We start from the raw sequence: 14,312 nt of genomic DNA on the forward strand, positions 1-14,312 counted from the left end.
GCTCGCCTCTACACGGCCCCAACATGAATGACTTCCGGGGCGGCGCCGTATTTTTGTTTCCGGCTCCGATGATAGGCGATGAATTCGGCTGGTGACAGCGGCTTGGAGAACAACCAGCCCTGCCCGAAGTCGACGCCATGGGCTCTGAGATAATCCGCCTGATCCTCGCTCTCGATGCCTTCCGCCACGGTGAAGAGGCCGAGCGCCTTGGCCATGTCGATGATATGCGACGTGACCGAACTCGTCGCCGTGTTGCGGCCCACCGTATCGATGAAGGACTTGTCGATTTTCAACGCATCGAGCGGCAGGCCTTGCAGATGTTGCAGGTTCGAATAACCCGTACCGAAATCGTCGATCGCCACCGAATGGCCCAGCGCCCGCGCCTTGGCGAGCGTTACTTTCGCCGCCTCGATGTCGATGAAACCGCGCTCTGTCGCTTCCAGCCAGATTTGCGCGGTGCGAATGCCGGTCTGCGGTAGTTTCTCCGCCAGAGCATCAAGGACGCGCCCGGTCGTGATGTCGGCGGCGCAGAGGTTGACGGCGATATGCAGGGTCCGATCCTCGATCAGTATCCGGTTGAGATCGAAGATCACAGCGTCGAGCACCTGATCGGTAATCGGCAAGATCAATCCGCTCTCTTCCGCCAGGGGAATGAACAGGTCCGGCCGCACGAGCGTGCCGTCGGGCCGTCTCCACCGCACCAGGGCCTCCGCGCCCATGCAAATGCCGGTCTTCAATTCGATGATCGGCTGGTAATGGACGATGAACTCGCGCTTGCGCACCGCGATCTCAAGCTCGGCGAGCGGCGAGAGACGTTTCCGCGACAGCCAGATCACGGTGCCGACGATGAAGGCGGCGATGAACGCACCCATCGGCAGAAGGAGCAACCGCTCCCCACGCAAGCGATCGGCAAGCTGCGCGCGTGGCTCCATGGCGATGGCCATCAGCCCGTCGTGACGGGCAACGGCATAGATGGCCGTGTCCGTCATACCCTTCTTTGACGTGCCCACGAAGTCTTTCACAAGCGTGAGATCGGGCGCGTTGAGCGTGTTGATGACCATCCCTTGTTCGTTGGTGAGGGCGAGAGACACGCCATCCTCGACCATGATGTCGAGAAAGCGCGACGGCGCGACGAGCGCGTTGTATGACCCATAATTCAGCGCGGTCATCTGTTTGGCGCGGGTCACGCCCGGCTGTATCCGGATGTTGACCCCAATTCCATCGGGCGTCGTGTAATCAACCCGCGACTTAGGGATCATGCCCTCCGTCATGCCCCACGACGTGCATTTCAACAGACCGTTTTCGAAATAGCCGATCTCCTCCACCGGCTCGGTATTGAGGGTGATCATGCGCATGCGCATGATATGCGCGTCCGAACAGGGCGGCAGAGCAGCGGCCTCGATCGACTCCAGCGCCAGTTTGGCGTCTTTGAACGTTTCGGCCGCGCGCTGAATGGCGCGGTCGGCGAGCAGGTTTAACGCGTCCTGTTCTTTGCCGAGGGCAATCGCCCATGACGTATAGGCCATGGTGGCGATCGGAATAATCGCGCCAAGCAAGCCAAGAAGAATAGCCGCCGCGATGATGCGGAAGCGCCGCGCGTCCATGTCCAGCACCCTGCCCAGCGTGCATCAGAGGGGCTATGGTCTATGACTTATATTAAGAATTTCCGGCGCGCCTGTCTCGGACTATGGGTGATTAATCCAAATGATTGGGCTCGCAAACTCAGCGCCGGCGCGTCATCCAGGCACCCCAGAACAAGCTCGAGAAAAAGCGCAGCGGCTTTTCAAAGCCCGCCTCCGTCAGCAAGGTGGCGACGGCTTCTTCCGACTCCGGCGGATCGGCGCCTTGCAGGATTTTGCCCAGCTTGCTCTGGATCTCGTCGGCGCTTGCCCCATGCATGCGCCAGCGCTGCGCCCAAGCGGCCATCATCAAAGGCTGCGAGGCATAGGCATAATGATTGCCGGCCATGATGAAAGGCGCGCCCGGCTTCAGGCGCAAGGCGACGTCGCGCAGGATCGCCTGTTTGGCCTCGCCGCCGGGAAGATGATGCAGCACGCCGATCAATGTCGCCGCATCGAACAACCGATCCTGCGGCAGATCGGCGACGGTGCCGACAAAAACCTCGGTGCGCTCCGACAGTCCGGCGGCCTCGATACGCGCCACGGCCAGATCGAGCATCGGATGCGACGGATCGACGGCGACAAAACTCCAGCCTGGTTCGAGCCGAGCGGCCGTGACAATCTCATTGGCCGTGCCTCCGGCCCCGGCGACCAGCACGGTGGCGGTGGAGCCAGCACCCAGGGCGGCCGTGAGCATGCAAGCCGCCAGATCGTGACAGGCCTCATAGCCCGCCAGCGCGATGCGGCTTTGCTTTTCATATTCAGCGGCCCGGGCCGGATCGAATTTCGCTGCGGCATCGGCGGTCATGGTGCCTGTTCCTAAAATCGGCGGTGTGCCGATGGCCATACGGTTGATCAGGATGGCCAACAAACGATCTTCACGCCGTCACAGGTGCATTGTACGCCACGCATAGGTGCGCGTCAGGCCAAACGTTACCGCACCAGGCGCCATATGGCAGCGGCGGCGATCGCGGCCGGAATGACGAAGACAATCGCCAGGATCGGCAGTTCGTCGCGCACGGAATAACCCGCCTTGGTCACGCCGACCCACATGTTGACCAGCGACACGACGAGCCAGACGGGAATAAACACCTTGGCAGCGAAGGCGATGTTCACGCCGGTTTCGCCCCAAAGCTTTCCGAACAAAAGAAACAGGCCGAGCAGCACAATGCCGCCGCCGATCACCATCGCCATATGCATAAGTCAGCCCCCTACCGTACTGCTCATGATTGATAGCACCGTCCGGCCACTTCTGTCCCAGAGCAAAATGCGACAGCGATCAGGCCTTGGCCAGCGCAGGTCGTTGCGCCGTTGCCGCCGCATGGGCAGCGATCTCGTCGCTGGTGGTGAGCCAGACCCCGTCGTGCGAAGCGATATAGGCGAGCGCCTTGTCGAGATATTTGGCGCGGAAGGCCTGGCCCGTCACGAAGGGATGCAGCGCCAGCGCCATGACGCGGCCGGTCAATGCGCCATCGGCATAGAGCTGGTCGAACTGGTCGACGACGGTGCGATAAAAATCCTCGCCGGTCATGCCGCTACCGGTGAACAGCATCAGATCGTTCAGTTCCACCGAATAAGGCACCGACATCATGCCCGGCACATTGAGGGCAAAGGGCTGATCGTCGGCCGTCCAATCGAGCACATAGGAATAGCCGAGTTCCTTGAGAAGCTTCGGGGTCGCCAGGGTTTCGGTGAGCCCCGGCCCCATCCAGCCTTTCGGGTGTTGGCTGGTGGCCTGGGCGATCGTCTCCGTCACCGCTTTGAGAAAACGGCGCTCCTCGTCAGATTCCATGTTGGCGTGGAGCATGGAATTGGTTTTGCCATGGGCAAGCCAGGCCCAGCCGCGCTTGCGGCCGGCTTCGATGATCTGCGGATAGTGCGCGGCGACATCGGAATTCAGCAACACCGAGGGGCGGATGCCGTAGCGGTCAAAACTCTCGATCATCCGCCAGATGCCAACACGCGCGCCATAGTCGCGCCAACCGTGGTTCAGCGGATCGGGCACGAGATTGGCAGTGCCCTGCCAGATGCTGGTGGACGGTTTGCCGAGTTCGAAATGCTCGACATTGAGGCCGACATAGAAGGCCACACGAGCGCCGTTTGGCCAGACGAGCTTCGGCCGGTCGGTGATGGGCGAGTAGTCATAGAGAGCGTTTTCCATTCTGAACTCCGTCACGAATGCCCGAGTTGGGGGCCTGGCGTCGGAGTTCAAAATGCGGGTTTGCGCCCCTTATAACCATATGGATATAATTCCGATCATTTCGGACCTTTCTGTCCAATATCGAGATTGACCATGGATCATGTCGGCGCGCTCGGCGTCTTCGTTCAAGCAGCGGATGCCCGCAGTTTCACGACCGCTGGCCACCAGCTCGGCATTTCCTCATCGGCGGTCGGCAAAGCGATCACGCGGCTCGAGGAACGGCTCGGCACGCGCCTGTTCCACCGCTCGACCCGGACGATCACGCTGACGCCGGAAGGCGCCATGTTCCTTGAACGCTGCCGGCGCATCCTCGGCGAGATCGAGGCGGCCGAGATGGAACTGGCCCAGGCTCAGGGCGCGCCGCGCGGCACGCTACGCGTCAGCCTGCCGATCGTGAACGCGCTGATGATGCCGGCCTTCAACGCTTTCATGCGCGCTTACCCGGAGGTGCAGCTCGATCTCGATTTCAGCGATCAGCTGGTCGACGTGATCGACGGCGGTTTCGACGCCGTCATCCGCGCCGGCGAGGTTTCGGACTCGCGTCTGATGAGCCGCGTCCTGGGGGAGTTTCATCTCAAGCTCGTCGCTTCCCCGGCCTATCTGGCGCGCAAGGGCACGCCGCATCGTCCGGAAGACCTCCTGGCGCACGCCTGCCTGCTGCATAAATTCGCGACCAGCCGCAAGTTCGAGCGCTGGCCGCTGCGGCGCGCCGGCAGGGATCTGGACCTGGCGCTGCCGCCAGCCGCCATCGCCAACACGATCGAGCCGCTGCTGCAGATGGCCGAGGACGGGCTCGGCATCGCCTGCCTGCCCGACATGATGCTGCACCAACAGCTCAAACACGGGCGCCTGAAAACTGTGCTCGATGATTATGTTTCTCATGCCGGCACGATGCGGATCCTGTGGCCCTCCAGCCGCTATCTGGCGCCGAAGCTGCGGGTGTTCATCGATTTCATGAGCGAAACCCTGTTCCAGGAAACGTGAGCGGGCTTGCGACCTGAAGCAGCGTGATTTTGGCGGCGCCGCCCATCATGGCTGTTCCGCACTCACTCATGAGTGACGGTCATAGCCGCATGGCGATTTATGCGGCTAATACTCTCAAACGATAAGTCGTATCTCTCCGCCATTGCCAGGGGCGAAAGCCCATCAGGCAGGAGAGTTGAGATGTTGCAGGCATTTGAAAAGACTGGGCTTAAGCCATGAAACCCGTGCTCGCCCAAATTGGTCGCGATCTCACCGACAGCGACATTCCGACGGTCGCCGCTGTCGTCCCCCGCGCGGCGATCCCCAGCGGACCCATTGCCAACCGTGGCTGGCGCGTCCTCGCCGTCCTCAGCGCCCTGATGGGCTTCGCCTCGATCTCAACCGATCTCTACCTGCCAGCGATGCCGGCCATGGGCCAGGCGCTGGGCGCCACCACCGGCCTGATGGAACTGACGGTCTCGGGATATCTCGTCGGCTTCAGCCTCGGCCAACTGCTGTGGGGGCCGATCGGCGACCGCTATGGCCGCCGCGTGCCCGTGGCGATCGGGCTCGTCTTGTTCGTCATCGGCTCGGCCGGCTGCGCGCTGTCGGACAGCGCCTCGGCGATGATCTTCTGGCGCGTCGTGCAGGCGGTCGGCGCCTGCGCCGGCGTGGCGCTGGCCCGCGCCATGGTGCGTGACCTCTATGAAGGCCACCGCGCGGCGCAGATGCTGTCGACGTTGATGACCGTCATGGCCATCGCGCCCCTGCTCGGCCCTGTCATCGGTGGACAGATTTTGAGCCTCGCCGGCTGGCGCGCCATCTTCTGGACCTTGGTCGGCGTTGGCGTGTTGACGCTTGCTGCCCTGTTCACCATCCCCGAGACGCTGCCGGCCAAGCGGCGCAACCGCGAGCCGCTGCGCGGATCGCTGCTGCGTTACGGCCAATTGTTGAAGCAGCGCCAGCTGCTCGGCTATGCAGGCACCGGCGGTTTCTTCTATGGCGGCATCTATGCCTATGTCGCCGGTACGCCCTTCGCTTACATCTCCTATCACCACGTGCCACCGCAGTTTTACGGACTGCTGTTTGGTGTCGGCATCATCGGCATCATGGCGACGAACCTGATCAACTCGTGGATCGTGGCGCGTTTCGGCAGTGCCCGTCTCCTGGTTCACGGCACGAAGCTGGCAGCCGTTTCCGGCGTCGTGCTCGCGGCGACGGCCTGGACCGGATGGGGTGGGCTCTGGGACTTGGTGCTGCCGCTGTTCGTCTTCGTCTCGGCGACCGGGTTCATTGTCGCCAATTCGATCGCCGGCGCCCTCTCCGACTTTCCCGAACGTGCCGGCGCTGTCTCGGCCCTGGTCGGCGCCATCCATTACGGCAGCGGCATCATCGGCTCGGCGCTGGTCGGTGCTTTCGCCGACGGCACCCCCTGGCCGATGGCTTGGGTGATCGCGCTCGCCGGCCTTGGCAGCGTCTCATGCGCCTGGCTTATCAAGCCAACCGCGCGGGCCTAACCGCTTAGCCCGGCGATCCGACGGATCGGCCGGGCTGATCCGTAGAGGTCTCCGCCCGGCTTGCGTCTCCAGCCGCGACAATGACCACTTTGTTTCGTCCAGCAGCCTTGGCCTGGTAGAGCGCGTCGTCAGCCACCTTGAATGCCTCTTGGAAGGAGCTCGCGTGGGTTGGCATAACCATCGTGACACCAATGCTCACCGAGATGGGCTCGCTCACCTGATTTGAAAGATGCGCGAGGAGGACAGACTTGCGAATGTCCTCGGCGACCTTTTCCGCCCCTTCAAGCGCCGTTGAAGGCAGCAGCACCGCAAATTCTTCGCCACCATATCTGGTTGCGAAATCCGCCGGCCGTTTGATGTGTTTTTTGATGCACTGCGCCACGGCAGCCAAGGCCGCATCGCCGGACTGATGTCCATTCTGATCGTTGTAATGTTTGAAATGATCGACATCGATGACGAGTATGGAGAGAGACGTCCTCTCGCGTGCGCCACGCCGCCATTCGAGCGTGCTGCGCTCGTCGAAGGCTCGTCTGTTGGGAAGTTTTGTCAGCTGATCGATCCGCGACAGGGCCTTGAGGCGCACGGCCGCCGCGGCGATCTTGATTTCGAATCTGCGACGCAGCCTAAATTCCCGAATGAGAATAATGCCCAAGGCCGCAAGGGACCCACACAGGGTCAGCATCATGGCGCTCAAAGTCAGGGCTTTCTGCTTCCACGCCGTATAGATCCTTGCCTCTGGCAGAGCATAGGTCACGATCAGCGGAATGTTCGGCACTCGCGCCGCCGCGTATAACCGTTCAACGCCATCGATCGGAGACACCGCGGTAAACATGCCCAATTGCTTGTTGGCAACGGCATCCAACAGACCATTCTGACCAAAATTCTTTCCTATATCCATCAGACTGAACGGATATCGGTTGATCAGGATGCCATCGGAATTAAGGACAGCGAAAACATCATCCTTGTTGGCATTCAAGTTCATGAAAAGGGACTGAAAATAGGCCAGGCTGATACTGCCCGCGACAACGCCGTTGAACGAACCATCTTCTTTCAAGATGCGTCGGCTAATGACGATGATCCAGTCCTCATCTATCCGAGATTGAATCGGCTGGCTGACGTAGAGATTGTCATCCTTCGCTCGCTGCTGGAACTTGAAATAGTCCCGATCGGCAAAGCTTTCTTTCGACAGGGTCTCGCCTTGCGATTGCGCCGTCATCCGGCCGTTCGCATCGAGAATGACAATCCGATTTAGGTATCTTGCCTTGGATGCATAATCGAAAAGAGCCAGTTGCCGCAGTTCCGGAGACGCTTCTGCGATCGCCGGATTTTCGAGAGCGTGAATGACACCCTGTAGCGACAGACCATAGAGCTCGAAGTTTCTCGAGACATCCTGGGCAATGGCCGTTGTCAGGCTCGCCGCCGCATTCTGCGCGGCATGCTCCGCATCGCGCCTGGCGTCAAAGATCACATACGCAAAGGAGGAGATCAGCCCTGTCATCGCGATGACAGCCAAGAGCTTGATCGCCCTGATTTTACGCGGCAGCATTGGGTCGCCTAATAGGGACCGGGCATCATTCGACATTGTCATCAATCAAAACATTAAGAATGTCTCAGTTGACACCGAGTGTCTTAATTTAGCTATCTTGCTCACGATTTCATCAGCACGAACGCCGCGTCGAGGTTAACGTATCGTTGCCAAGCCGCATCGGTACACCGGGAAATTAACAGATCGCGACTTTGTATTCACACGACAGGGAATGCCCGATCGAGAATGGGGCGTGTGTCGATGCTGGCAGCGGATGCGCCGTAGGCCAATGACGGGTTCCCGAGCCGCAGTTGGCAGAAGGCATCCGCATTGGGATTATGGCTTACGAGCAGAACTGCGGCCTGCGCCAGAAGAGCAATGCGTTCAACACGATGACGGGCGGTGGCTTCGTCAAATCGGGTCTGATCCAGAGCCGGCAACGCAGCATCGTAAAGAGAGTTACGCCCGCGCGCCGATGTCAGCAGGGCCATCAGAGCAGCGACAGCTTCAGGCTCGCGTTCCATCGCGCGCCCGACATCGAGCGCTATGACATTGCCCGATCCCTCCCAGATCGCGTTCAACGGCGACTGACGGAACAATCGGGCCATGGGGCCGCTTTCGACATAACCAGCGCCGCCCAGGCACTCCATCGCCTCATAGACGAAGCCCGGCGTGCGTTTGCAGATCCAGTATTTGGCGATCGGCGTCAGCAAGCGAGCGAGCGGCTCGCGCGCATCGAAGGCCGCCGCTAAGCGAAAACCCAGGGCTGTCGCGGCTTCGCTTTCGACCGCGAGATCGGCGAGAACGCTCATCATCGCCGGCTGGTCGATCAACCGTTTCTGGAAGGCCGAACGATGAGCCGCGTGCCAGAGCGCTTGCGCCAGGGCCGCCCGCATGGTCGAGGCGGAACCGATGACGCAGTCGAGCCGCGTGTGTTGCACCATCTGCATGATCGCTGGAATGCCACGCCCCTCCTCGCCGATGCGCCAGGCGAAAGCGTGATGATATTCAACCTCGGAGGAGGCGTTGGAACGGTCGCCGAGCTTGTCCTTCAGCCGCATAAGGCGGAAGCCGGCATTGCGCTCCCCGTCCGGGCGCCAGCGCGGCACCAGGAAGCAGGTCAGGCCGCGCTCGCTATAGGCCAGCGTCAGAAAAGCGTCGGACATGGGCGCCGAGCAAAACCATTTATGCCCGGTCAGCCGAAAGGTGTCACGGTTGCCATCCATGGGTTCGGCGCGGGTCGTGTTGGCGCGCACGTCCGATCCGCCCTGCTTCTCAGTCATCGCCATGCCGATGGTGACGCCGGCCTTTTCCGAGGCCGGCCGGACGGACGGGTCATAATGGCCGGCGAGGACGCGCCGCGCCCATTCGTTGCCGATCGGAGCATCCGCCTGCAATGCTGCGACGGAAGCGCAGGTCATCGTCATCGGACAGATGACCCCGGCATCGGTTTGGCCGAGCATGAAGCTGAGCGCCGCATGCACCACATGGCCGGCCGGCGTGCCATCCCAGGCCGACGCGGCAATGCCATTGTCGAGCCCCAGCGCCATCAGCTGGTGATAGGCGGGATGAAATCTGACCTCGTCGATGCGCCGGCCATAATGATCGAAATTCTCCAGCACCGGGGCTGAGCGTTCCGCGTCGCGGGCCCAGGCGATCGCCTCAGCCGATCCGGCGCGGCCCCCGAACTCCGACAGCCGCGCGGCATGCTGCACGCCATCGGCCTTGGCCACCGCATCCACCAGCGCATAATCGCTGGTGAACAGGTCGATGCCTTCCAGCGGCGGCGGCTGGTTGGTCACCTCATGGGTATCGAGAACGGTGATCGGCTTGCGTGTCGCCACTTTCACGTCCCCCGCGATTGCGCCTCTCAGATGGGCGCCAGCATCAAGCTAAACCCATCGAGAAGCCCTGCCCTGCATCAATCGCCGGAAATTTCGGTCGATTGATAAGCGACATTCTGCCATCGACCATTTTGCTTCACCCAGACGGAGAGAAAGCGCGCCTGGTAATCAAAGTGCTCCGCACCGTTTTGTCCGGAGGCTTGCCATCGCCCGATGACGACGACCGTGCCATCGTACAGCCGAACATCGAGCTGATCCACACCTGCCTTGTCCCAGCGGCGCGTCCCCGTCCGGTAGGACGCCAGAACTTCGGCTTTGGCTTCGACACTTCCGCCAGGCTGAACGATCACATAATCGGGGTGAAGCAAGTCATCGATCACACCCAGGGCGAGGCTGAGATGAGCCTCGGCCAGCGCGCGCTCGGCCCGGACCACGGCCTCGCGGTCACCTGCTTCAACCACCGACATCAGCGCAGCCTCAAGCTGGGTTACTCTCTCCGTGTCGCCGCATCGACACTCCACGGGCCTGGACCGGCGGCGGTGATGTAGAGGAAGATGAAGCAGAAGAGCATCGCCGCTTCGCCCCCGTTGAGCACGGGGAAAAAGTTGCGCGAAAAGTGATAGACGAAGAAGGCGACGGCCATTTGGGCGGCGAGGATGAAAGCCACCGGTCGCGAGAACAGGCCGATGAGCAACAAGATGCCGCCGACGATTTCCAACACGCCAGCAATGTAGAAAGGCGCGGTCAGCTGCCCTGGAAAGGGTCCCGGCCAGCTGAAGTATTTCATCAGGCCATGGGTCAGGAAGGACGCGGCGGCGAAAATGCGCAGCAGGCTCAGGAGCTGCGGCGCCCAGGGGCGCAAAAAGGTGAATTCCATGTCATACCCTCTTCTTCAGATAGCCTTCGTCCGAAATAGCCCTCGCCTGCCAGTCTGCGCGACTTGCCAGCCCTCGACAATGGCCGGAAACACGACAATCCCCTATCATCCGCTCAAAATCGGGCGCTTCAACGGTCAAGCGTGAGGAATTCGCCGTTCGGACGTTCTCAGAAGGTCGCATACGCGACAGAATCGGTGCAGCTTGCCGGGAGCTCCAATCGCCAGGACCGCGAACAGACGATTAATGACGGAAGCGTCGCATGATACGGTTACGCGCCAGATGCGCTGTGGTCCCCTGGGCCGCTCCGTTGCATGGCTGACGGCCGCCTTGCTCGCTCCCGATCTGGCGCGCGCTGACGACCCCTTGCTTCTATACAACCAAGACGGCTTCCGCCTACAGGCGCATATCGAGGCTGGCCTGAACGGAGTGGTCGAACGCAATCTCTTTTGGGATCTCGCCAGGGTCACGGCGCCAGCGGCAAACATCAATCCCAAGAAGCAATGGTTCGAGAGCTATGTGAAGCCCGGGCTCAGCTTCTCCAAGGCTCTGGACAGCAATATCAGCATCTACGGCAAGCTCTCGGGCGTCGCCTCGAACACGCGCGGGATCGACGCCTTCATCACCGGCAACACCGGCCGCGTGACCTTGGAGGAAGGCTATCTGGGTCTGCGCGTCAATCCCGTCGCCGGCCCGAGCTTGGACATATCGGTTGGCCCGCGCGAATTCAAAGCCGGCACAGGCATGCTGCTCGCCAATGGCGGCACGAGCGGCTTCGAACGCGGCGCACTCAAACTCGGACCGCGCAAGGCATGGGAATTCGCCGCGCTGGGACGGCTCAGTTATGCTGGCTGGACAGGAACCGCATTTTATCTCAACCCCAATGAACTGCCGAGCAGCAACAGCTTCACCAAGATCATCGGCGCCGATCTGCGTTACGATGGTGACGCGGGCACTTATGCTGGCTTGACCTATGGCCACGTTCTGCATTCGCAATCGCCGTATCCGCAAGCAGCGCTTGGCGGCATCGGACCACCGAACATTATCAACAACGCACGCGATGGTCTAAACTTCGCCAATCTCTACTGGCGCGCCAACCCGCTTTCCACCGTGCCAAATCTGTTTGTCACCTTCGACGGCGCCTATGAATGGAACCGCGCCATCAACCTGCAGGCCTGGGCTGGCCGCGTGCAGATCGGCTACACCTTCGCAAGCCTGTCCTGGATGCCGGTTCTGACCTATTCGTATCAGACATTCTCAGGCGATAATCCTTCGACCACGAAGCTCGAACGGTTCGATCCGCTCTATTTTGAAGGCTCGCCGAGTGCTTGGTCGACAGGCTCGAAATCGTCGATGGTTTTCATCAATTCGAACGCCAATGCCCATCAAATCGCCTTGCGCGTCACGCCGACCGAGCGCGACACGTTGACGTTGCGCTACTCTTATATCGATGCGAACCAGCTCCACAGCCCCATCCAATTCGGGCAGGCCACACGTGTATACCCCACCGGCTCTTCAGAGAGTTTGGTCGCCGGCGTCACCAGCCGGCACCTCGCGGACGATTTCTTTCTTGAGTACACGCGCAAGCTGAGCTCCAATATCTATCTGACGGCCGGGTACAGCATTTCCTTTCCGGGAAAAGGGATCAGCTCGATCATCGGCTCCAAGGCACCGTGGACGGGAGGCTTCGTCAATGTCGTTGTCAGTTACTGACGTGAAGTCCTCAGGCCTTGCCATGAGCCTCGGTTTGGTTCTCGGTTTAGTGACGAGCGCCCATGCCCAACAGACGGCCCCGCTCTCCGCCAGCGAGTCCGACCCCAGCAGGCTTGGATGGATGGTCGGTTCGCCACCGCCCGAGGACAAGATCATCCGTGTTGACGGCGACTATTTCAGCTTCCCAAAATTGCGTTGGACGGTCTGCCATTTCCGCCAACTCATGCCGACGATAGGAGTCAGCCGCGGCCTTGGCGATCCCGTGCCCCTGGCGCGCAAGATCGACGGAGCGATCGATGCACTGACGTTCACGCCGCTTGGCGGCGACAAGCCGATGACGTGGGCGCAATCGCTCGCGGCCAATTATACCGATGGCATCGTCATCTTGCACAACGGCACCGTCGTTTACGAACGCTATTCCGGTTGCCTCGACCAAGCCGGCCAGCATGGCGCCATGTCGGTGACGAAATCCCTCACCGGGCTTTTGGGCGAGATGCTGGTGGCGGAAGGTAGGCTCGATGAAAAAGCGAAGGTTGGCACGATCGTGCCCGAACTCGCCGCCAGCGCTTTCGGCGACGCCACTGTGAGACAAGTCCTCAACATGACGACCGGCTTGCACTACAGCGAAGACTATGCCGATCCGAAAGCCGACGTCTGGATCTATTCGGCAGCAGGCAATCCCCTGCCCAAGCCAGCCGGCTATTCCGGCCCGCGCAGCTACTACGAATATCTCCAGACGGTGCGCAAGGAAGGCGAACACGGCGTTGCCTTCGGCTATAAAACCATCAACACCGACGCGCTGGGTTGGGTCATCGCGCGGGTGAGCGGAAAGTCTGTCGCCAATTTGCTGTCGGAACGTATCTGGAGCAAAATGGGCGCGGAACAGGACGCTTATTACACCGTCGATTCCATCGGCACGCCGTTTGCCGGCGGCGGTCTGAATGCTGGCCTGCGCGACATGGCGCGGATCGGCCAACTCCTCCTCAATGGCGGCGTCCTCAATGGCCAACGCCTGGTGCCGGAAGCCGCCATCGCGCGCATTCGCGCCGGGGGCGACAAGGCGGCCTTCGAAAAGGCGGGCTATTCACTTCTCAAGGGCTGGAGCTACGCCGGCATGTGGTGGGTGAGCCATAACAAGAACGGTGCCTTCATGGCACGCGGCGTCCATGGACAAGCCATTTATGTCGACCCGACCGCACATATGGTCATCGCGCGCTTTTCCTCGCATCCACAGGCAGGCAATGCCGCCAACGATCCCACCTCCCTGCCCGCCTATGAAGCCGTCGCCCAACATCTGATGCAGCGGTGACAGTGCTTTTTTGGCCTGGATCGCATCCCGACCAACCCGTGAAGCCATTCGCCTATAGTCGACCATGGATGGATCGCGGCGAGCTTCGACAAGGGACACGAGCGCTGTAAGATCGAAGCGCTGCACGATCATTGATGATCGCTTCTGCTCGCCGTCGCTTGGTTAATACCGGAGGGGTGTCATGAAAAAGATAGCCGTTCTTGTCGGCAGCTTTCGTCATGCATCGATTAATCAGCGCTTCGCCCACGCTCTGGAGCGGCTCGCCACCGGGCGACTCCAGTTCGAATATATAGATATCGGCGCCCTTCCCCACTATAATGAGGACCTGCTGGCGCAAAAGCCGATGCCGGCTGCGGCCTTCCGACAAGCGATCGCCGCGAGCGATGGCGTGTTGATCGTGACGCCGGAATATAACCGCTCGTTTCCCGGTGTGCTGAAGAATGCGCTCGACTGGGGCACGCGCCCCTATCCGGAGAATGTCTGGAAAGGCAAGCCCGCCGCCCTGACGGGCGCATCCGGTGGCGCTGCCGGAACGGCCGTCGCGCAATCGCAATTGCGCAGCCTTCTGCCGGTACTCGATCTGCACGTCATGCCGCAGCCGGAAGTCTATCTGCAATACAAGCCCGATCTGATCAGCGACGACTTTCATATCACCAACGATTCGACGCGCGCCTTTCTGCAGGGGTTCATCGACAAATTCGTCACCTGGATCGGTGCGTGAGCCCAAAACGCAATCATTCCTGCGTT

Annotated in this window: 13 protein-coding genes; 5 read left to right on the forward strand and 8 right to left on the reverse strand. The window is 61.0% G+C overall.

The window, feature by feature from the left end:
* Nucleotides 1–8 precede the first annotated feature (8 nt).
* The 4 genes from BLW50_RS08350 to BLW50_RS08365 all read right to left on the reverse strand — a co-directional run bounded on the left by BLW50_RS08350 (nucleotide 9) and on the right by BLW50_RS08365 (nucleotide 3,780).
* Nucleotides 9–1,604, reverse strand: a complete 1,596-nt coding sequence (locus tag BLW50_RS08350) for an EAL domain-containing protein (protein WP_090700216.1) — start codon at nucleotides 1,602–1,604, stop codon at nucleotides 9–11.
* 118 nt (nucleotides 1,605–1,722) lie between these two features.
* Entirely contained in the window at nucleotides 1,723–2,487 is a 765-nt protein-coding gene (locus tag BLW50_RS08355) for an SAM-dependent methyltransferase (protein ID WP_348272792.1), read from the reverse strand.
* A 65-nt stretch (nucleotides 2,488–2,552) separates the two neighbouring features.
* On the reverse strand, nucleotides 2,553–2,819 hold the full coding sequence (locus BLW50_RS08360) for a hypothetical protein (RefSeq protein ID WP_090700220.1): 267 nt from the start codon (nucleotides 2,817–2,819) through the stop codon (nucleotides 2,553–2,555).
* Nucleotides 2,820–2,898: 79 nt separating this feature from the next.
* Entirely contained in the window at nucleotides 2,899–3,780 is an 882-nt protein-coding gene (locus BLW50_RS08365; RefSeq protein ID WP_090700224.1) for a polysaccharide deacetylase family protein, read from the reverse strand.
* Nucleotides 3,781–3,912: 132 nt separating this feature from the next.
* Between BLW50_RS08365 and BLW50_RS08370 the strand changes: the two genes are divergently transcribed.
* Both BLW50_RS08370 and BLW50_RS08375 read left to right on the forward strand, forming a co-directional pair.
* The gene (locus tag BLW50_RS08370) at nucleotides 3,913–4,803 is read left to right on the forward strand and encodes a LysR family transcriptional regulator (protein ID WP_090700228.1); all 891 of its coding nucleotides are present in this window, start codon (nucleotides 3,913–3,915) and stop codon (nucleotides 4,801–4,803) included.
* A 215-nt stretch (nucleotides 4,804–5,018) separates the two neighbouring features.
* Nucleotides 5,019–6,299, forward strand: a complete 1,281-nt coding sequence (locus tag BLW50_RS08375; protein WP_090700231.1) for a multidrug effflux MFS transporter — start codon at nucleotides 5,019–5,021, stop codon at nucleotides 6,297–6,299.
* A 4-nt stretch (nucleotides 6,300–6,303) separates the two neighbouring features.
* Here the strand turns inward: BLW50_RS08375 and BLW50_RS08380 are convergent, their stop codons facing one another.
* The 4 genes from BLW50_RS08380 to BLW50_RS08395 all read right to left on the reverse strand — a co-directional run bounded on the left by BLW50_RS08380 (nucleotide 6,304) and on the right by BLW50_RS08395 (nucleotide 10,545).
* On the reverse strand, nucleotides 6,304–7,845 hold the full coding sequence (locus tag BLW50_RS08380) for a sensor domain-containing diguanylate cyclase (protein ID WP_170850058.1): 1,542 nt from the start codon (nucleotides 7,843–7,845) through the stop codon (nucleotides 6,304–6,306).
* A gap of 197 nt (nucleotides 7,846–8,042) precedes the next feature.
* Nucleotides 8,043–9,668, reverse strand: coding sequence for an acyl-CoA dehydrogenase family protein (locus BLW50_RS08385; RefSeq protein ID WP_090708881.1), 1,626 nt, complete (start codon nucleotides 9,666–9,668; stop codon nucleotides 8,043–8,045).
* A gap of 77 nt (nucleotides 9,669–9,745) precedes the next feature.
* A complete protein-coding gene (locus tag BLW50_RS08390) occupies nucleotides 9,746–10,135 on the reverse strand; it encodes a nuclear transport factor 2 family protein (RefSeq protein ID WP_090700238.1) in 390 nt (129 codons plus the stop codon).
* A 20-nt stretch (nucleotides 10,136–10,155) separates the two neighbouring features.
* Nucleotides 10,156–10,545: a DoxX family protein gene (locus tag BLW50_RS08395; RefSeq protein WP_090700241.1), complete on the reverse strand. Its 390-nt coding sequence runs from the start codon at nucleotides 10,543–10,545 to the stop codon at nucleotides 10,156–10,158.
* Between the two features lie 244 nt (nucleotides 10,546–10,789).
* On the opposite strand from BLW50_RS08395, the gene BLW50_RS08400 reads away from it, so the two are divergent.
* The 3 genes from BLW50_RS08400 (at nucleotide 10,790) to BLW50_RS08410 (ending at nucleotide 14,286) form a co-directional block, all read left to right on the forward strand.
* Nucleotides 10,790–12,256, forward strand: coding sequence for an alginate export family protein (locus BLW50_RS08400; RefSeq protein ID WP_244544176.1), 1,467 nt, complete (start codon nucleotides 10,790–10,792; stop codon nucleotides 12,254–12,256).
* Entirely contained in the window at nucleotides 12,237–13,565 is a 1,329-nt protein-coding gene (locus BLW50_RS08405) for a serine hydrolase domain-containing protein (RefSeq protein ID WP_170850059.1), read from the forward strand. Before BLW50_RS08400 ends, BLW50_RS08405 begins: the two co-directional genes overlap by 20 nt.
* A gap of 181 nt (nucleotides 13,566–13,746) precedes the next feature.
* Nucleotides 13,747–14,286 (forward strand): NADPH-dependent FMN reductase, encoded by a 540-nt coding sequence (locus BLW50_RS08410; protein ID WP_090700247.1) that lies wholly within the window; start codon nucleotides 13,747–13,749, stop codon nucleotides 14,284–14,286.
* Nucleotides 14,287–14,312 lie beyond the last annotated feature (26 nt).

Source organism: Beijerinckia sp. 28-YEA-48, from assembly GCF_900104955.1.
In the GTDB taxonomy this organism is placed as follows: domain Bacteria; phylum Pseudomonadota; class Alphaproteobacteria; order Rhizobiales; family Beijerinckiaceae; genus Terripilifer.